Annotated in this window: 17 protein-coding genes, 1 tRNA gene and 1 pseudogene; 13 read left to right on the top strand and 6 right to left on the bottom strand. The window is 59.4% G+C overall.

The window, feature by feature from the left end:
- The first annotated feature begins 123 nt into the window (after window positions 1-123).
- The 5 genes and pseudogenes from ACCQ09_RS05040 (at window position 124) to ACCQ09_RS05060 (ending at window position 4,686) form a co-directional block, all read left to right on the top strand.
- Complete coding sequence (locus tag ACCQ09_RS05040) at window positions 124-1,941, top strand: autotransporter outer membrane beta-barrel domain-containing protein (RefSeq protein ID WP_505508610.1); 1,818 nt, start codon at window positions 124-126, stop codon at window positions 1,939-1,941.
- A gap of 122 nt (window positions 1,942-2,063) precedes the next feature.
- A tRNA-Gly gene (locus ACCQ09_RS05045) sits at window positions 2,064-2,137 on the top strand.
- 67 nt (window positions 2,138-2,204) lie between these two features.
- Window positions 2,205-3,772, top strand: a pseudogene (locus ACCQ09_RS05050) (tyrosine-type recombinase/integrase).
- Window positions 3,773-3,889: 117 nt separating this feature from the next.
- Window positions 3,890-4,123: a hypothetical protein gene (locus tag ACCQ09_RS05055; protein WP_162866359.1), complete on the top strand. Its 234-nt coding sequence runs from the start codon at window positions 3,890-3,892 to the stop codon at window positions 4,121-4,123.
- Complete coding sequence (locus ACCQ09_RS05060) at window positions 4,120-4,686, top strand: hypothetical protein (RefSeq protein ID WP_162866360.1); 567 nt, start codon at window positions 4,120-4,122, stop codon at window positions 4,684-4,686. The genes ACCQ09_RS05055 and ACCQ09_RS05060 overlap by 4 nt, the downstream gene beginning before the upstream one ends.
- 118 nt (window positions 4,687-4,804) lie before the next feature.
- Here ACCQ09_RS05060 and ACCQ09_RS05065 read toward each other — a convergent pair whose 3' ends face one another.
- Genes ACCQ09_RS05065 through ACCQ09_RS05075 form a run of 3 tightly spaced genes read right to left on the bottom strand, consistent with a single transcriptional unit; the run spans window position 4,805 to window position 6,262 of the window.
- A complete protein-coding gene (locus tag ACCQ09_RS05065) occupies window positions 4,805-5,140 on the bottom strand; it encodes a hypothetical protein (RefSeq protein ID WP_040940781.1) in 336 nt (111 codons plus the stop codon).
- Window positions 5,137-5,451 (bottom strand): hypothetical protein, encoded by a 315-nt coding sequence (locus tag ACCQ09_RS05070; RefSeq protein ID WP_014090899.1) that lies wholly within the window; start codon window positions 5,449-5,451, stop codon window positions 5,137-5,139. The genes ACCQ09_RS05065 and ACCQ09_RS05070 overlap by 4 nt, the downstream gene beginning before the upstream one ends.
- A gap of 49 nt (window positions 5,452-5,500) precedes the next feature.
- Window positions 5,501-6,262: a hypothetical protein gene (locus ACCQ09_RS05075; RefSeq protein ID WP_040942245.1), complete on the bottom strand. Its 762-nt coding sequence runs from the start codon at window positions 6,260-6,262 to the stop codon at window positions 5,501-5,503.
- A 161-nt stretch (window positions 6,263-6,423) separates the two neighbouring features.
- Here ACCQ09_RS05075 and ACCQ09_RS05080 point away from each other — a divergent pair, with 161 nt between their 5' ends.
- From ACCQ09_RS05080 to ACCQ09_RS05100, 5 genes are all read left to right on the top strand, one after another.
- Window positions 6,424-6,705 (top strand): helix-turn-helix domain-containing protein, encoded by a 282-nt coding sequence (locus ACCQ09_RS05080; RefSeq protein WP_040940782.1) that lies wholly within the window; start codon window positions 6,424-6,426, stop codon window positions 6,703-6,705.
- A 131-nt stretch (window positions 6,706-6,836) separates the two neighbouring features.
- Window positions 6,837-7,994, top strand: a complete 1,158-nt coding sequence (gene dndC, locus ACCQ09_RS05085) for a DNA phosphorothioation system sulfurtransferase DndC (RefSeq protein WP_228427691.1) — start codon at window positions 6,837-6,839, stop codon at window positions 7,992-7,994.
- Between the two features lie 20 nt (window positions 7,995-8,014).
- Entirely contained in the window at window positions 8,015-8,230 is a 216-nt protein-coding gene (locus ACCQ09_RS05090) for a DNA modification system-associated small protein (protein WP_014090894.1), read from the top strand.
- A complete protein-coding gene (dndD, locus tag ACCQ09_RS05095; protein ID WP_014090893.1) occupies window positions 8,220-10,298 on the top strand; it encodes a DNA sulfur modification protein DndD in 2,079 nt (692 codons plus the stop codon). Before ACCQ09_RS05090 ends, dndD begins: the two co-directional genes overlap by 11 nt.
- A 1-nt stretch (window position 10,299) precedes the next feature.
- Window positions 10,300-11,829: a DndE family protein gene (locus tag ACCQ09_RS05100; RefSeq protein WP_040940783.1), complete on the top strand. Its 1,530-nt coding sequence runs from the start codon at window positions 10,300-10,302 to the stop codon at window positions 11,827-11,829.
- Between the two features lie 59 nt (window positions 11,830-11,888).
- Here the strand turns inward: ACCQ09_RS05100 and ACCQ09_RS05105 are convergent, their stop codons facing one another.
- The 3 genes from ACCQ09_RS05105 to ACCQ09_RS05115 all read right to left on the bottom strand — a co-directional run bounded on the left by ACCQ09_RS05105 (window position 11,889) and on the right by ACCQ09_RS05115 (window position 14,773).
- Entirely contained in the window at window positions 11,889-12,251 is a 363-nt protein-coding gene (locus ACCQ09_RS05105; RefSeq protein ID WP_080640037.1) for a type II toxin-antitoxin system RnlB family antitoxin, read from the bottom strand.
- The gene (locus tag ACCQ09_RS05110) at window positions 12,248-13,147 is read right to left on the bottom strand and encodes a type II toxin-antitoxin system RnlA family toxin (RefSeq protein WP_372386272.1); all 900 of its coding nucleotides are present in this window, start codon (window positions 13,145-13,147) and stop codon (window positions 12,248-12,250) included. The genes ACCQ09_RS05105 and ACCQ09_RS05110 overlap by 4 nt, the downstream gene beginning before the upstream one ends.
- 225 nt (window positions 13,148-13,372) lie before the next feature.
- The gene (locus tag ACCQ09_RS05115) at window positions 13,373-14,773 is read right to left on the bottom strand and encodes a site-specific integrase (protein WP_040940784.1); all 1,401 of its coding nucleotides are present in this window, start codon (window positions 14,771-14,773) and stop codon (window positions 13,373-13,375) included.
- Between the two features lie 545 nt (window positions 14,774-15,318).
- Between ACCQ09_RS05115 and ACCQ09_RS05120 the strand changes: the two genes are divergently transcribed.
- The 3 genes from ACCQ09_RS05120 (at window position 15,319) to ACCQ09_RS05130 (ending at window position 17,301) form a co-directional block, all read left to right on the top strand.
- Window positions 15,319-15,543 carry a hypothetical protein gene (locus ACCQ09_RS05120; RefSeq protein WP_040940785.1) on the top strand — a complete coding sequence of 75 codons (225 nt, stop codon included), beginning with the start codon at window positions 15,319-15,321 and terminating at the stop codon, window positions 15,541-15,543.
- Between the two features lie 368 nt (window positions 15,544-15,911).
- Window positions 15,912-16,391 (top strand): JAB domain-containing protein, encoded by a 480-nt coding sequence (locus tag ACCQ09_RS05125; protein WP_040940786.1) that lies wholly within the window; start codon window positions 15,912-15,914, stop codon window positions 16,389-16,391.
- A gap of 280 nt (window positions 16,392-16,671) precedes the next feature.
- A complete protein-coding gene (locus ACCQ09_RS05130) occupies window positions 16,672-17,301 on the top strand; it encodes a DUF1629 domain-containing protein (protein WP_040942248.1) in 630 nt (209 codons plus the stop codon).
- Window positions 17,302-17,325 lie beyond the last annotated feature (24 nt).

The raw sequence follows: 17,325 nt of genomic DNA on the forward strand, positions 1-17,325 counted from the left end.
GCGCGTTTTGCGTTATGCGGCAATGCAGCGTGAGCGTGGACGGCGAGGGTGAAACGATGTGCCATTCGCCGGCGTACGTATGCAGGCCGGTCCGGTTCCACTCTACCTTGAGCAGGCATTCCCATGGCTTCAACCCTTCGCCCGATCCGTTCCCTGATGGCCGTGGCCATCGCGCTGGCGGCCAGCCCGGCCATGGCCGACTCGGCCTTCGATCAAACCGTGTTCTTCGGTGACAGCCTCACCGACAGCGGTTACTACAACCCGCTGCTGCCGGCCGCCTCGCGCGCGGTCACCGGCAAGTTCACCACCAACCCGGGCTGGGTGTGGGCCGAATACGTGGGCGACCACTTCGGCACCAATGCGGCGCCCAACGGCAATGGCCAGACCGGCGACAACTATGCTGCCGGCGGCGCGCGCATCCAGGCCAGTTCGGTCAGCGCGCTCGGCGCAGCACCGTCGGTGACCAGCCAGGTCAATACCTATTTGGCGGCCAACGGTGGTCAGGCCAACCCGAATGCGCTGTACACCGTGTGGGGCGGCGCCAATGACCTGCTCGCTGCAGCCACCGCGCCTGCCCAGGCGCAGGCCATCATCGGCAGCGCCGTGACCGCGCAGGTGGGCGCGGTTGGCGCGCTGCAGGCCGCTGGCGCACGTTATGTGATGGTGCCGACCATTCCGGATGTGGGCATCACCCCGCGCTTCCGCGCCGGCGGTGCCGCCGCCATGGCGCAGGGCACGGCCGCTGCCACCGCCTACAACACCGCACTGTTCAACGGCCTGCAGTCGGCCGGCCTGCGGGTGATCCCGGTCGATACCTTCCACATCCTGCAGGAAGTGGTTGCCGACCCGGGCACTTACGGTTTCAGCAACGTCACCGGCACCGCCTGCAACCCGGCGCTGGCGCTGCCGGCCTGCAACCCGACCAGCCTGGTCGCCGCGAACGCGCCCAACACCTATGTGTTCGCCGACGGCATCCACCCCACCACGTCCACCCACCAGATCCTGGGCCAGTACGCCATCTCGCTGTTGGAAGCGCCGCGCCTGCAGCAGGTGCTGACGCGCTCCGCCCAGGCCGGCGGCCGCGCACGTGCCGACCAGGTGGCCTGGCACCTTGATGGCAAGCCCGAGGCCGATGGCCTGCGTTGGTGGGGGAGCGTGCGTGGCGACATTCAGCGCTACGACGATGCGGACCTGTACGACGGCATGGCGCCGGCCGGCCTGTTCGGCGTGGATTGGACCGCCGGTGACCTGGTGTTCGGCGGCTTTGCCGGCTTCGGCCGCATGGATGCCGACTTCGGCAACCGCAACGGCAGCTTCAAGCAGGATGACACCACGCTGGGCGGTTTCGTCGGCTGGTACACCGGCCCGGTCTGGGTCAACGCCCAGGTCAGCTACAGCTGGCTGAGCTACGACGTGGACCGCGAAGTCCAGCTGGGGCCGGCCACCCGCGTGCACAGCGGCTCGCCGGACGGCAGTAACCTCACTGCCGCGGTCAATGCCGGCTATTCGCTGGGCGAAGGCAACGTCAAGTACGGCCCGGTGGTCGGCCTGACCTGGCAGAAGCTCAAGCTCGACGGCTACACCGAAAGCAACGCAAGCTCCACCGCGCTGGGCTATGCCGACCAGGACATCGACTCGCTGGTGGGCCGCATCGGCTTCCAGGTGCGCCTGGATGGCGCGCCGGTCAAGCCGTACCTGCAGGCCACCTACGACCACGAGTTCAAGGACGGCACCGAAGCCAGCGCCTGGCTGCAGTCGATGCCGGAAGTGGGCATGTACACCGTCCCGGGCCAGAACTTCGACCGCAACTACGCGACCGTCGTGCTGGGCGCCCGCACCGGCATCTGGGGCCTGCAGAGCAACATCGGCCTGAGCACCACCACCGCCCAGCGCAGCGCCCGCGACGCCACCGTGTTCGTGAACTTTAGCGGCAACTTCTGACCGTACCCGCTGCACCCGCAGCGTCAAGGCTGTCTACGACAAGGGCCGGGTAACCGGCCCTTGTCATGTGCGACACGCATTGCGCCCAAGGCCTGCCGGCGCATAAACTCTGCCCACGCCACGCGGGCGTAGCTCAATGGTAGAGCTGTAGCTTCCCAAGCTACTGACGTGGGTTCGATTCCCATCGCCCGCTCCAGAGCTTCTACTCAGTCCGTAACTACTTGATTGAGTTGGATATTCAGACCGATTGATGATTCCGAGCGATGCCCCTTGAGGTATCAATCGAGGTATCAATCTTGCCCAAGCCTCTGATGATGTCGCGCTCAGCCGGCCTGTATGCGCGCTTCTTTGTTCCCACCGATCTTCGAGCCTCCATCGGCTCGCGTTACCTTGTCCGATCGCTGGGAAACCGTCGTGGGGACCACGCCAGGCTGGCGGCGGCCACGATGGGGATGGCACTATCGATGGCATTCGATGCCATGCGGAAAGGGATGACCGTGGATCTGGAAGAACTGCTGGAAAAGGTTCGCAATGGGGACATCAAAGAGCTGACGCTGAAAGATGTGACGCTGCCGGATGGCACGCGCATCGCTCAGGCGCAGCTGGACAACCCTGCCGATGCCGGGCTCTTCGGAGACCTCATGGTGCGGGCGCGGCAGACAGAGCCCACCGAGGTCATTGCGGCGAGGGTGGCCAAGCGTCGGCAACAGTTGCGCGAGGGCAGTCAACGCATTTCCGGCGGCGCACCGAAGGCGCTGATGCTGTCCAAGGCGATGGCCGATCATTTGAGGGACTTGGCCGGGGCCCGTCTGCATCAGAAGACCGTGTTGGAAAGCCGCCATACCTTGCGCCTGTTTGCCGGAATCATCGGCAAGGACGTCCCCGTGGCCTCGCTGACCCAGGATCACGTGCGGGCCTTCTTCGAGGGCGTGCGCTACTGGCCTTCGAATGCAACCAAGCGGCCGGCCTATCGGGACCTGTCGGTGCCCGAGGTCATCAAGCTGGCGAAGAAGAACCAGGAGCCGGAACCGGCGGCGTGGACCATGGCGAAGCACCGGCAACGGCTAAGCGTGTTCCTGGTGTCGCTGGTCGAGGGCAACACCTGGCGGTGAACCCACTGGCAGGCATCCGAGCGATTTCCACGCCTGACTCGGAAGACACGGGCTCGCCTTTCACGGACGCCGAGTTGAAGGCCATCTTTGACCCGGTGGAGTTCCCGAAGTGGGCGTCGAAATACCCGCATCGGTGGTTCGGGCCGATCCTTGGGCTCTACTCCGGCGCTCGCGTCAACGAGATCGCACAGCTCCGGCTTGAGGACATCGACACCATCGACGGCGTGCCCGGCTTCTTCGTCCGGAAGATCGGGAAGAAGCAGAGCATCAAGAACAAGCACAGCCGGCGGTTTATTCCGCTGGCCCGGCCGGTTATCGAGGCCGGGTTCCTCACCTACGTGGAGGAGGCAAGGGAAGCTGGGGTCGAGCGGCTATTCCCGGACCTGCCCAACTCGACCGGGCTGGGCTACGGACGGCAGCTCAGCCGCCAGTTCTCGGTCTACATCAAGCGGCAAGGCGTCTCGGAGAAGGGGCAGGGATTCCACGGGTTCCGCCACACCATCGCTTCAAAGCTTGACGAGGCGGGGGTGTCGGCTTCGGCAATTGGGGCGCTTACGGGCCATGGCACTGGCCAGACCGTCCTGGAGAAGTTCTACATCGACAGGCGGAGCCTGCCTGACCGAGTGGCGACACTCGCGAAGTTGGGTGAACTTGCCACACTGCCTAGCTACGAGCCAGGACACTTTAAAGGCAGTCTGAACCTGCCTGTCATTCGTTAAGGATCGTTGTTTGGGCGGTGTCGTAAGGGGTAGCTAACAGGCATTGAAAAATATAGCAATGCGTGCTAAGTTGGCGCTAAGGGGCGAACTGTAAGCGTCTCACATGAGGATGGGTATATGACCGCTTCCAACAAAACCTTCGGCTTGATGTCTTCTCGTGTCGCTTTCAAGGGTGAGGCATTTGTTGAGCGTATTGCTGCTTCCACCCGTGAGGTGACGGGGGCGGCCGCTCGCAGGCCACTTCCGATTGCTGCTGAATGGCTGAATGAGAGCGAACTGACTGCGGTCAAAAAGGCAGTTGGGCCTGTTCGTCTTCAAATCACAGACAGCATCTTCTCAAAGCTTGGATGATTCAACTGAGCATGGATGCTGCCGATTGGAAAAAAGTCCCTGGGAAGTTGCCTGAGAGTGGAAGTATTCTCTGGTGCTATTTCGAGTATAGGACCGCCACTGGCGTGCAAGTGAAGCATGCACAGCGTCATCCCGTGCTCGTGCTCGCTAATGCTGTCGATGGCGAAGGAAATGAGTTTCTTATAGTTGCAGGCGGCACTAGTGTGATTGGTCCTAGTGGCCAAAAACGTCACATAGGTGCCGGTGATTTCGTGGTCTGGAAGAGATCTGCGGGCACTGGATACAAGAAACATGGCGTCGAAGACCAGCTTGTTTCTGACACGAAGTTTTCTCTGGTTGATAAGGATGTGCTGGCTTTGCCTTATACAGAGCGCTGGTTTTATACGCCACCCGGTTGCTCCAGTCCAAGGATTGGAAAAGTATTGTTTGATAACAGGGAGACGAGTGGGGCATTCAAGAGCGCTGCAGCTGCGGCAAAGCTCGCTGAGACACTCGCGGCTCGACAAAATCAAGTTAAAGAAAAAGAAACGGAAGATGACACTGGGCAGGTGGATTGCGGTTGACGCGCTGCGCTCAGATATAACGTGGGAGCCGGTGAGTAGATCGTAGGAAGAATATTTCGCTTCATTTTGCCTGCGAAGAAGGCCCAACTAGGGGCCTTCTTCGCTCCTGTGAACGCTTTCAGGCTTGGGTCAGCTGTGCGTAAAGCACGAAAAGGAACATCGGCATCCCACTCAGCACGGCGAAGGCCCCAAATGCGGCCATCAGGGTGAGGATGGTCATGGCCCACCACTGCCACCACGCAAAGCCCTCGTCCCGCGTATGGGACATGCGGGCCTCTGCTGGATAGAGGCGAGCCGCCTTCCGGTTTCCGCGCTGGGCCATCATCGGCCCAACGACGAACCCAAAAGGTCCCAGGAGAAGCAATGCTCCCGAATACCACCAAAAGAACCGGTCCCGTGGGGTCATGAGCTTGCGCCGAGCGGGCACCCGCTGGTCAAGCAGAGGGGCGCTCATTTGGCGTAGGCCCTCCAGGTGCCGTCGGCCTTCGCATATCGAAGATTTTTACTGACGGGGATCGGCACCTGCCGGCCCTCGATGTTCAGCACCGCTTGGCCGCGCGTGTCGCACCGATAGCCGTCGGCGCCTTGCGCTTCCACGCAGCCGGTCAGTTCGAAGTTTTGGACGTCGGTCACTTGGCCGGCGCCGCTTTCCTTCAGCAGCTGCACAAAGGCCTCCTTGGCGTTGTCAGATGAAGGCTTGCCGCCGCAGGCGGTCAGGCCCAGGGCCACGGTCGATGCGACCAGGCCGATCCATGCGTTTTTCATGTCGTTCCTTTTTGCTGGGTAAAGGGAGGGGGGAGGGCGAAGCGGGCTCTTACTTGTCGCGGTTCCCGTCGGGCCTGAAGGCAGCAATCCAGAGCCTGGTGTCTTTGAAGGGCGTCAGCATTCCGGACGGGCCCGGGTGCAGATCAGCGGTCTGGAGGAATCCCGAGACCCAGGCCACGCGAAGGGCCACGTCGACGGCCCGGTCAGCCACGCCGGGGCGGGAAACGTTGACGACAAAGGGTTGGGCCGGCGGGTTGGGGCCTACGGAGCGCTGGGCGCCCGTGTTCGGCTTGCTAGGCGGCACCCGGATGCCGCTGAGCGAGTCCCGGCCTTTCCACAGCGCTGCGTTGTTGAGCTCGGCCACTTCGCCCAGGTCGTCCGTTTCAGTCACTGCTGCATCGAAGCAAGTGCGGAAGGTCTCAACGCTCGACGCGGTCGGACTGGTCCAGATGCGGGCCTCCGCTGTCCAGCAGGGCAGGGAAGCGCCCCATTCGGTGAACGTGAGCGCCACCCGGGGCCAGTCCAACTTCCCGAGCTGGGCCTGCTGGTGGTTGTCGCCCTTGAATAGCCCGGGCAGCTTTCCGGCGCCGCTGATAGGCGTGTAGATCGAGCCCGTCCCCTGGCTGCCGGCCTTAGTGCCGGCGTTCGGCTGGATGCCGACCATCCGCTGGCCTGCGTCCTTCAAACTGCCGCCGATCTGGCGCAGGAAGCCGGGCTTCTGCGCCGGCACGTCCTGGGCGTGGGTGGTGAACGGCGAGACGAGTGTCAACGCCAGGAGCGCTGCGAACGCTCCTTGTCCTGAAAGTTCCATGTCGCCTCTGCTGGGTGTGGTTATATCTGCCATATTGGCAGATAAGTGCGTTAGGATGCTACTCGGTGCAGACTTGGGGGTCAGCCCTTAGTTAGATCTCCATGCCCGCATCTCTGCCCACAAGTTCCGTCTTTGGTCGTCGCCTACGTGCGGCCAGGCGCGTGGCGGGCTTGTCGCAAGTCGAACTGGGAGCGCTGCTGGGGATGAACGAGAAAGCTGCCTCGTCACGACTCTCCCGCTACGAGCGGGGGGAGCGAGAGCCTGACCACGAGACGTTAGCTGCCTTGAGCGATGTCTTGGGGGTTCCGGAGGCCTACTTCCACGCCGGATCTGATGTCCTGGCCGAAGTCATCCTCTTGGTTGCTCGGCTGCCCGAGGAGCGGCAACAAGCCGTGCTAGATCTCGTCAAGCGCCATCTGACTTCTGACGGCACTTCGGACTAGCTCGGTGTGCCTTGAGCTGGCCGCAGCGCGCTCACCCAGGCCTAGTCGATACAAAGCCTTTCACGATGGCGGGGCCTTTTTTTGCGGCCTAGCCCGGCTTGGTTGCATCAAGCCTATGAGACAATCTGATGATGAGCATTGCACGTCCCCGCCCCCAGATGGACCCCGCGCTGGGGAAGAAAATTCAGCGCATTCAGCAGGAAATTCGAGAGGAATACCTGGCCGATCATCAACACCCCTGGGTCATTGGCTTTTCCGGTGGCAAAGACAGCACCCTTGTTACGCATCTGGTCTTCGATGTCCTGATGTCTCTTGCTCCCCATGAGCGGACGCGAGAGGTTCATATCGTGTCCAATGACACCCTCGTGGAAAGCCCGCTGGTCGTCACCCACGTTGCCACGGTCCAGTCTGAAATCGACCACGCCGCCAATGCTTGGCGGATGCCGGTTCGAGTGGTGACCACACGCCCCGAAACGGATTCCACCTTCTGGGTGAACCTGATTGGTAGGGGCTACCCGCCCCCGAACAGGTCGTTTCGCTGGTGCACGGACCGGATGAAAATCCAGCCGACGAGCCAATACATTCGCTCGCAAGCGGACATGGCAGGGCAGGTGATCCTTCTTCTGGGCGTCCGACGCTCGGAGAGCTCCACGCGCGCCGCTACGGTTGCCCGTTACGACAATGGCGAACGGCTAAATCGGCATAACGACCTTCTCAACTGTATGGTCTTCCGCCCCATCGTGGAGCTGTCCACGGACGAGGTTTGGGAATATTTAGCCTTCACTCCCCCGCCGTGGGGAGGGTCGCACAGCGCGCTGATCCAGCTATACATGGACGCGGGCGCGGCCGAGTGCCCGACTGTGTTATCCCAGGATGATGCGCCAGGCTGTGGAACCTCGAACTCTCGGTTTGGCTGCTGGACATGCACAGTGGTGGAGAAGGACAAGAGCCTGATGGGGTTTGTCGAGGCGGGCTATGGCGAATTCACTCCCTTGGTCGACTTCCGAGATTGGCTGGCTGGGATCCGGAATGACCCCGAGCGCCGCCTGGCTCGCCGAAGAAATGGCAAGTTGACCATCACCAACGAGGGGGTCTTCATTCCAGGCCCCTTCACTCTGGAAACGCGTCGGGAGGTTCTAGACCGAGTTCTGGCGCTCGAGCGGGAGACCAAGAGCAAGATCATTGAGGAGTCAGAGGTCATCCGAATCCGAGAGATTTGGGCCGAAGACGCCAGCATGTTTGCCACCAGGTCCGTGGATGAAGCACGGGCCGTTGCAGGTTCCAAGTAAGGACACAGGGGGAGATTTAGATGCCACGTGATGTCGTAACGCTTTTCGCCCAAGAGGCGGGCAACAAGTTAATTCGTAAACACTGCCGTCAGATCGGCTTGCCAGTGAACGACCTCCGCAGGCTCGTTGAAGAGGTTGTCGACAAGAGCACGATGCAGCGCCGTCATGGCCTCTGGGAGGCCTTCGACGAAGTGCTGGGTGAGACGTATGAAGAGGAGGCCGACAATGCACCTTGAGTCGATCAGTCTGCGAGACTGGAAGGCTTTCGAGTCTGCTACCTTTGAGTTTCCTACGCCCGGCAAGACGAAAAACGTCGTTGTCATCGGCGGCCGCAACGGGTTTGGTAAGACATCGCTGTTTGAGGCATTGGCATTGGGCCTGTTTGGCCGCGATGGCTTGCGATTGGTACTGCGCGCGGGCGTTGCCAGCGACGAACAAGGGCGGGCACAGTCATTCAAAGAGTTCATGGAGCGCGCCCTCTTCGGTAATGCGCTTGCAAATGGCCGTTCTTCTTGCCGTATCGAGCTGAAGTTCATCGATGATGGCGGCGATCCGATTTGGATTGAGAGGACTTGGTATTTCAACGACCAAGGCAAGCTGAAAGCTGGAGAGTCAGCCGAGCAACTCAAGATTTTCCAAGGCATTGGTCGACGGGTCATTGGGCCCGGTCGAACCGAGCATGACGTTGAAGGCTGGTATCGAGACTGGGTTTCCAAGACCTTCATTCCCACGTCGTTGGCAGGGTTCTTCCTCTTCGACGGCGAGTCAGCCGCCGTGTATGCCGAACGAGACATGGGTTCCCAGGTGCGGGAGGGCATCGAAGGGCTGCTTGGCTTGAACTGGCTCAAGCAGTTGCAAAAGGACCTTCGCACCTATGCAAACACCAAGCGCAGCCAGGTCCCGAAAGGGGTCAGCAATGAGGCCATCGCCGAGCTGGATTCGGCGGTCGGCAGCATGGAAGAAGAGCTGGCGCGCTACGAAGAGCGGCTGCAGGCCATTGAGAACGAAATCCGCGACAGCGAAACATTGCGCGATTCGTTGACGCGAGAACTTGGCTACGGGGCAGGCACCAGAGCCCAGCTAGAAGAGCTCACCCGTGAGCAGGCCGACTATGAAAAGCGCTACAACTCTGCACAGGACCAGCTGGTCACCGCAGCGCAGTCAGATCTACCGCTCGCGCTTGCTGGCGGCCTATTGCTTTCAAAGGTTGAGGGCCGCCTTGACCAAGAGGCGCGTCTGGACCAGTGGGAAGCTGCGCTTTCTCAACGTGACGACCGTACCGCCAGCGTCCTTGAGTTCTTGAACGAGCAGTTGCCGACGGTGGAGCCCGAGCTTCTTGAGCGCCAGGTGGCTGGCGTCCGCGCGGCCGTGGAAAAGGCTTTGGAGCGGTTGTGGTTCCCGCCCCCGGGCGATGTGGCCGATTCTTTCAGGCATGCGCACGCCCGCGGCCCAATGCTCCAGCGAGTCTTGGATCGTCTTCGCGATGCAAAGGCGGTCTCCTCAGCAAGCATCGTGGAGCTGCTTGAGACCATGGAGAGCAGCTCAGCCAAGCTGCGTGAAGTCTCTGCTGTCATCCGTTCGACGGAGGGAGCCACGCCTCAGGTCGAAGAAAAGCGCGACCAGCTAAACGAAGTGAACACAAAGGTGGGCCTGATGCGCGAAGAGCGCGGATCGCTGACCAATATGGTCAAGTCTCGTGGAGCCGACTTGGAACAGAAGCGGCGCGAGCTGGGTCGCTTGACTGGACATCTGGACCAATCAGAGCGGCCGGCGCAGTTGGCTGGTCGTGCTGAAAAGGTCGCGGAGATGCTGGGGAATTTGGTTGAAGAAGCGTGGCCCTTGCAGTCCGACGCCGTGGCGGAGGCGATGACCCGTGGCATTCGTGCCATGGCTCACCGCAGTGACTACTTGCGGGACGTCACAATCAATGAGGACGGCGCTGTTGAACTGGCCTCTCCAGACGGCCGAGATCTACGTCAATACGACCTGTCGGCCGGCGAAAAGCAAATCTTCACCCAAGCACTTTTTTCAGCCATCGCTGAAGTGTCCGAGCGCACCTTCCCATTAGTTGTGGACACCCCGTTGGGTCGTCTGGACGAGAACCATCGACTGAACGTGCTGAAACACATCACCAGCCGCAAAGGGCAGGTCATCCTGATCTCTACGGATACAGAAGTGGTTGGTCAGTTCCTTGCCGCGATACGCGCCAAGGTGTCCAAGTTCTACATTATCCGAAACAAGGTAGAGGGTGGCGTGGCTCGTAGCTGGTGCGAGGAAGGCTATTTTGACGGGCAGGGAGTCTGAGATGACCAATGGAACAAACGACTATCTGACCCTAGAAGTGATTGCCGGCACGGCTTTTCGCTCGACTGCTGACACGGATGAACTGTCTCAGCGAGTCAAAGATCGACTTGGGTTCGGGTCCTTCAACATCCCTGCAAGACTGGCATTAGCCCGCTCTTTGGCCATACCTGCGCTGCCCTCCAAGGTGGAGGGCGAGGTGGGCCGGGTTATCAAGGGCGATGTGCTGTTTGGGACGGGGGCCGACCTAGCCAGTTGGGTGTCGCTCCTTATCGAGCATGCTGGCAGTTCGCTCACCATCAAGGATCTGCAAAGCGTCGTCCAGAGACACTGGGCCAGAGGCATGAAGATTCTGTCTGAGGAGCTCGATGCTTCAGATGGCGACAATTCCGAGTTCTGGCGCCGTCTGGCTGAGAGTGCTCTGCCAGAGGTGACGGAAAAGCGTCGTAGTGGAACTTCCCCAGTCGTGGCAGAGATATCGCGCGGCCCGGTGCCAGTGCGCATGGGTGAGATCGGTCACGACGTTTCGAACAATGAAGAGGTCATTTGGACGCTCAATGCTCCAGGAGGTAGTCCTCATAGCGCTTTCATGGGCGGCGTGGGCAGTGGTAAGACCCGGACGGCTGCTTTTGTATTGAGGTCTATCGCTGAGCAGACTAACGTCCCGTTGTTGGCGTTCGACTTCAAGGGGGACATGGCGGACAAGCACAACGCGTTGGACAAAGCCTTCGGCGCGGTCGTTCTTTCGCCGCCGAACATCACTATTCCGTTGGACGTGTTTGCCCTGTCAGACAACAGCAAGCATGGAGTAGTCAATACCGCACAACGCTTGCGAGACAGCCTGAGCAATCTCAAGCAAAACAAGCTGGGAGACCAGCAGCGCCGCAGGCTCAATGATGCATTGGAAGAGGCGTTGCGCACTCGCCATCCCTGCACGCTGGAATACGTGAAAGAGTGTCTTGAGGACGTCTACGCGTCTGCCGGGGTCAAGGAAGATGGCGCAGTCTCCATGCTGGTGGATCTGTGCAGGCTTCCGCTATTTGAGCCCAAGATGACGCCAGAGGAGTTCTTTTCCCGGTCTTGGATCATCTCGTTGCCCGCCAGTGTCCCAGAACTCGTTCGAGTGACGGTTGTGGCGTTGCTGACGGATGCCTTGGAGCGCTTTATCAACTCTAAGCAAGATTCGGACACCGATGCCGAAGGCAATCGTTCGCTGCGCATTTTGTGTGTCATCGATGAGGCTCACCGCGCTCTGGAAGCCAGGCTCCCAGGTTTATCGAACCTCATCCGGCTTGGCCGTTCGAAGGGTGCGGCCGTCATGCTCATCTCGCAGAAGCCGGACGATTTCGAAGGCGAGGACGACGATTTCTTGTCGGAGATGGGGCTTCTCGTGTGCTTTGGAACAAATGCACGAGAGGCTTCGGTCAAGCGCATCTTGGGGGCAGGGGCGTCTTTGACCTCCCTCAAGAAGGGCGAAGCTTATGTTCGCGCCCGCGGAGACATGAAATCGCGCAAGGTTTTGGCCTGGAAATAAAGATACATCTAGTCTGGAGTATGCGCCGGACCGAAATGGTCCAGCGCATGCTTATCAAATCAGAGAGGGATGCCTTGCCTAGCGGCATAGCGCATCGCAGGTGTGAGCAATTTTAGGTCAAACTCAGACACGTGCTCATGCATATATTTTGCAGCCGCTTCTCGTAAAGCAACGTCAGCTTGCACGCGCTTTAGATACGCACCAGGGACAAACTCTCTGCCATCAAAACCGGTTGAGAAGTAGCGTCGGGTTTTGGATCCGTTTGACGTCAGTAGGTCGAATACAACTTCGCCATTGACATGGCGCTGGCGCAGCTCTTGCGCTACTTCCTCAAGATTTTCTTGAGGAAGGGATGCACCCGTGGACATCACGACAACAGCGAAAGCCTCAGTAGGCGAGTGAAGAACAACAAAGTTTTTCATGTGCCTTCCTTAGTTCCTTCAATGTGTTGGTGAGCAACTTCAATGGTATCTAAAACATCGTTAACGAGCGCAACAGCAACATCGCGAGACTCAAGAACACGAGAATTGACGCCTTGTGCATCCATGTGGAACAACCTGTGACGCTGATCCCGCCAAAGTGCGTAGCACTCAACTAACTTGCCCTGAACCTGGGGCGTTGCCGTCCCATGGTAGATGGTAAGTAGCGATGGTGAAGAGCCTGTTGTATCAAAGAACTCACCCAACTTGCACTTGCTTTCAAGCTGAACCTTAACTTCTTCGGCCAAGAGCTGGAAGCAGTAGCCTTCGAGGCCTCGAAGCGCTGAAAAGGCGATGGCCGAATGATCTTCGAGACAAACGCCCACCTTCGTAAGCGCCAAAGCTGAAGACAGCTGAACCCGCACCTCTTCCCTTAATCGGTCATGGACATGTGGAATTCGGCTTTCCAGATCTTGCTTTATCTGCGTAACGGTTAAAGGAACCTCATATACAGCTTTCTGATGAGCTAACACCTCGTTCAGCGGCATTAAGGTCTGAACAATATCAAGCGCCCATGCCGCGACCTGGGCATGGAAACCTTGAAGCTGCAACGTCTTGCTGTTGAAATGCTTAACTGTAAGCTTGTCGCCGTTAGGACCCTTCACCCACACTAGACGATAAACGTCCCTTGCCTCGTCGGTCTCAACTTGAGCTCCCTGCTCTTGAAGGAAAAAAATTAAATGCTTGAAGCTCGCATCGCTGAATCGAGGAATTGATGTGTTTAAAGCTGAGGACGCGCCATACCCGCAAGTTTCGCAAATCGATCTGGCGAGGAAATCGAAGGTTTCGCGATCAAATCCAACGGCGTAGCCAATGGTGCATTTTCCGTTTCCTGACACGAAGACATTCAGTAGGAACCTCTTTCCATCATACGTTCCGCCGTGCTGTATCAGCTTCCCACCATTCTGCTGAACTTGGTGAAGGTTTTCACACCCTAGGCCCTCAAGCGAACTGCGGATCCTCGAGTGGTCCAGGGCAATGCTCTTGTATGGATTGACTGCCACTTCCGTGTGTCTCGATAGGTGTAACAGACTACTATAACAGGTTTTCCGGCTAGTCAAGCCTCACGGGTAAAACCTGGATGTATCCGACAGCTGCGAAGCGAACTGCCCCCGCTGGTAGCGCGGCAGCTCCACGTTGGGCTGATACAGCTCCAACGCGCTGATTTGCTTGCTACGCGTAATCTGCGGCTTCTTGTGGAGGTAGTGCCTGCGCAGCACCTGAACCCGGTCGCGGGGATCGGTGCTATGGCCGGTGACCAGCGCAATTTCTTTTTCTGGAACGTCCTGGACATCGAGCTCGGTGGCCAGCGTGTGGCGGAAGGCATGGAACCCGATGCCTTTGGGGAAGCCCAGACTCTTCAGGTAGCGCCCAAAGTCCACCACGAACTGTTGGCTGTAACGCGCATTGGTTTCGCCTGTTGTGCGGTTCACCCCAGCAGAGAGCAGCGGGAACAGCCGAGGATGGCCCGTTTCCTTCATGTCCTCCACGAACTCCAAGAAGCCTGCCTCCAATAGAGGCTTGGCGATGGGGATGATGCGCATGCAGCCCGCGCCTTTCATGCTTTGCCGGCTGCGCCGCCGTCGCTTTGGGTCTGCGGCCAGGTCTGGGTCGAGTGTCTTTTGGAAGGCGATGCACCAAACGCCGCGTTCCTCGATGATGTCGGTCAACTTCAGCTGGCAGACTTCGTTGACCCTGGCACCGGTATACAAGCCGATCATCGGTGCCCACCAATACTGCGGTTTCTTGGCCCAGGGGATGAAGGTTGCGGGGTCAAAAATGGCTTGCAGGTCTGCGTCCTCGAACAAGCGGATCGCCTTGTCGGGGTCGATGGTGTGATCTTCCTTGGGCTTCCGAAACGCCTTCATCGGTGACACGTCGATGGCTTGTCCGTTGAACAAGTGGTTGAAGAAGGCAACAAGGAATCGGCGGTGACGCTCTTCCGTGGCAGGCGAAAGCGGCGGCACGTCTTGCTCTTTCCCCAGCGCGATCGCTTCGTCGAAGGTTAGATCCTTCAGCAGCGGATCAGACACCAAGTTCCTTGGGGCCCAGCGCAGCAGTTTCCAGAGCGCCTGGATGTGGTAATAGTCCACTCGAGCCGCCGAGATGTTGCCGCAGGTAAGAAGCAGCAGCTTCAACGTGCGCTCGGTGGACTGGATGGTTTTGGGCTCCAGTTGCCGGCGACGCATGTCCGCCAGATGATCCTCGATCTCCTTGGCCAGAGGGCGTGACGGTGTGCCCATGGGCAGCTGCGCGGGGTAGCGTGTGTTGTTCTTCAGGCCGCTCTTTCGTCCGGTTTCGTCGAGCGCGGCGAGGATGCATTCTTGGAGATTGATGGCGGCTTCCCGGCCTCGGACAATAGCGAGGTCAATACGGTAGCGGCCAATGTGGATGCCTTCCAAATGCAGGAGGCCAAAGGGTGAGGCGATGTAATCGTTGAGTGCTGCGGAGGGGTTGCTGGTCATGGGTCACTTCCATCGAGAGATGGAAGTAGGGATAAAACAGGGCGCGAATTCGTCAATGGGGGCGATACAAAAATCTGCGGGGTCGGCGCAGTCCTTAGGCGTCAGGGTGTCCCCTCGGATGTGCCTGCCAGATTCGCTAATCTGTTACCTGGTGAGAAGCCTTATGGGCCAAGGGTTTTAAGAAGATCTGGGTCGATTTATCGCAGTCAATTCCGTACTGTTTGCAGTAAATAAGCTAACTAAATGGGTTTGGTGGCCGATTTTAAAAATGAATTTAAGTTAAATGTTAGCCTATTATTGTTAGCCTGAATTTAAATTCAAAACACCGATATGCCTGGATCGGAACTTTCTGACACACGATAGCGCGCGACACCGATGGTGCGGCGAATGCCAGGAGTGCAGTCTGACCTTGCCGGACGTGGGACCCGATGGTCGCTCACCCTGCGGACGCTTGAGCAGCGTCGTGCCGGCACCCGAAAGTGATTCCGCGCTGCCTTGGTGGATGCGTCTCAAGCAGTGCGACAAGGCTGCTGATACTCAAGCCCATGAACAGAGCCGAGCTTCGCCGTCACCTTGAGCGTCTGGATACCGCGGTGCCCGCCCTGCGGGCTTCCAGTCCTGATCGCCGCCACTTCTGGCAAGCCTTTGCCAACATGGCTGCTGCCATCGAGCAAGAGGCTACGACTGGTGAGGACGTGCAGTTCGTCGGCCGTCGGGCCGAGGAAATCTTGTCGTGGCACGGACTGGGAAACATAGACGAACACGTCTGAGCCCGTTGGTGCCGACCAGCCCATCCCGATGCCTGCGTAAGGCAAGCACAGGGTCGCAGTAGCCCATCACTGGCTACAAAGCCCAGTCATCGCCTGCTGACATCAATCGCCCCCGTCCATCCGAATGCCATTTAGCCCGCAGGCCTTGTTGGCATACATGGTGTTTTCTTCACCAGCGCTGGGCCTCTAAATGGACCTTAGCTCCGCTGTCCCAATCGCAAGGACAGGCCTCCTTCTCGGCGCTGGCGCTTTGTTGCGGCCCTTCACTGTGCGCCGCTTGCGCGGTGCTCACTCCCGGGTGCGGTCGGGCCGGACGCTTCGCCTGTCGGTTCCCACGAGGCGCCTGTCGCGCCGGTGGAGAAGAACCGATGAAGCGCACCCAAGACCTGAAGGCCCAATACCAACTCCAGATGGACGAGGAAGGCATCTTGCTCGCTGCCGCGACCATCCTTGAGCGACGGCTTCAGCGCCAAGGCCGCATCCAAAGCCCCGACCAAGCCGGCGACTACTTGGTGGCCCGCTGCGCTCACTTGCCGCACGAGGTTTTCGGCGCCGTCTTCCTCGACAACAAGCACCACATCATTTCTACCGAGCACTTGTTCTCCGGCACCGTCGACGGCTGCGACGTTCACCCGCGAGTCGTTGCCAAGCGTGCCCTGGAGCTCAACGCCGTCGCCGTCGTCCTCTTCCACAACCACCCGAGCGGGAACCCGGAGCCGAGCGAAGCAGACCGCAAGGTCACCGAACGCCTGAAGCAGGCGCTGGCGCTGCTCGATATCCGAGTCCTCGACCACTTGGTCATCGGCGGGCGTCAGCACACCAGCCTGGCGGCCAGGGGGTGGGCATAGCCCGCCCCTTCACCTTGGCAGCCTGCCGACGCTAGACTGCCAAGGCAGATGCACTTCCAGGGAGCAGGAAATGAAGGCGTTTCACGTGCGCGGGATTGTGTGGGGGACCGATGGCAAGCGTCCCGCGTTGCCGGCCGAAGCCACTGTTGAATGCGATAGCGAAGACGGTATCGCCAACGCCCTCAGTGACGCCTTTGGTTGGCTTGTGAGCGACTTTACGGTCGTAGAAGAACTTGAAGAATTAGAGTCTCTTGACGGGGCGCAACGTAGGAATACGACAATGAGCAATGAGCCCAAGAGAGGGGAATTCTTCCAAGTGCAGCCAGACGCTCGGCGTGGAGGAAAAGGGCATGGGGTGGTCTTTGAAAACGAGAAGGTTCTGCGAATACCCCCGCGCCTGATCGTAAAGCCAAAGAAGGGCGGTTTCCCGCCGTTGCGCGAAACCCCGCGCCTTGTTTACCACCCGAGTGAAGGTGTGTTGCCTGAAGACCTAGAGGGGGGCTTTAGCGGATATTGGTTAGTTTCCGAACGGCTGCGTCGTGTGATGGAGTCAGTAGATGCGGAAGCATTCGCCTTCGCTGACGCTGACTATCGTTTGGCCGATGGGTCCAAAGGTCCGACCGTCTTCCTCTGCGATGTCGTCCGCACATTGGACGCGTTGGACGAAGAGGCTTCTGAGCTCAACATCGAGATCAGTGACGACTTCGAAGCGGGAAAATACTACGACCTCACCGGCGATATCCGGCTGGCCTTCCGGCGAGATGTGCTGGGTTCTGCACATGTTTTCAGGTTGTCTTTCCATGGCGGCGTCTTCTGCGATAGAGCGTTCAAGGAGGCCGTTGAGGCGGCGGGCATTGTCACGCCCAGCAAGTCCAATGGGCTTTGGTTTTACGACGTTGTGAACTGCTGATTGCGAACACGGGCAGCAAGGAAG

Source organism: Xanthomonas sp. NCPPB 2586 (assembly GCF_041475775.2).
GTDB classification, from domain to species: Bacteria; Pseudomonadota; Gammaproteobacteria; order Xanthomonadales; family Xanthomonadaceae; genus Xanthomonas; species Xanthomonas campestris.

What these genes read in the sequence shown, in the direction of transcription:
- ACCQ09_RS05040 (WP_505508610.1), top strand. Translation starts at nt 124, where the DNA reads ATGGCTTCAACCCTTCGCCCGATCCGTTCCCTGATGGCCGTGGCCATC.
- ACCQ09_RS05055 (WP_162866359.1), top strand. Translation starts at nt 3,890, where the DNA reads ATGACCGCTTCCAACAAAACCTTCGGCTTGATGTCTTCTCGTGTCGCT.
- ACCQ09_RS05060 (WP_162866360.1), top strand. Translation starts at nt 4,120, where the DNA reads ATGATTCAACTGAGCATGGATGCTGCCGATTGGAAAAAAGTCCCTGGG.
- ACCQ09_RS05065 (WP_040940781.1), bottom strand. Translation starts at nt 5,140, where the DNA reads ATGAGCGCCCCTCTGCTTGACCAGCGGGTGCCCGCTCGGCGCAAGCTC.
- ACCQ09_RS05070 (WP_014090899.1), bottom strand. Translation starts at nt 5,451, where the DNA reads ATGAAAAACGCATGGATCGGCCTGGTCGCATCGACCGTGGCCCTGGGC.
- ACCQ09_RS05075 (WP_040942245.1), bottom strand. Translation starts at nt 6,262, where the DNA reads ATGGAACTTTCAGGACAAGGAGCGTTCGCAGCGCTCCTGGCGTTGACA.
- dndC (WP_228427691.1), top strand. Translation starts at nt 6,837, where the DNA reads ATGAGCATTGCACGTCCCCGCCCCCAGATGGACCCCGCGCTGGGGAAG.
- ACCQ09_RS05090 (WP_014090894.1), top strand. Translation starts at nt 8,015, where the DNA reads ATGCCACGTGATGTCGTAACGCTTTTCGCCCAAGAGGCGGGCAACAAG.
- dndD (WP_014090893.1), top strand. Translation starts at nt 8,220, where the DNA reads ATGCACCTTGAGTCGATCAGTCTGCGAGACTGGAAGGCTTTCGAGTCT.
- ACCQ09_RS05100 (WP_040940783.1), top strand. Translation starts at nt 10,300, where the DNA reads ATGACCAATGGAACAAACGACTATCTGACCCTAGAAGTGATTGCCGGC.
- ACCQ09_RS05105 (WP_080640037.1), bottom strand. Translation starts at nt 12,251, where the DNA reads ATGAAAAACTTTGTTGTTCTTCACTCGCCTACTGAGGCTTTCGCTGTT.
- ACCQ09_RS05115 (WP_040940784.1), bottom strand. Translation starts at nt 14,773, where the DNA reads ATGACCAGCAACCCCTCCGCAGCACTCAACGATTACATCGCCTCACCC.
- ACCQ09_RS05120 (WP_040940785.1), top strand. Translation starts at nt 15,319, where the DNA reads ATGAACAGAGCCGAGCTTCGCCGTCACCTTGAGCGTCTGGATACCGCG.
- ACCQ09_RS05125 (WP_040940786.1), top strand. Translation starts at nt 15,912, where the DNA reads ATGAAGCGCACCCAAGACCTGAAGGCCCAATACCAACTCCAGATGGAC.
- ACCQ09_RS05130 (WP_040942248.1), top strand. Translation starts at nt 16,672, where the DNA reads ATGAGCAATGAGCCCAAGAGAGGGGAATTCTTCCAAGTGCAGCCAGAC.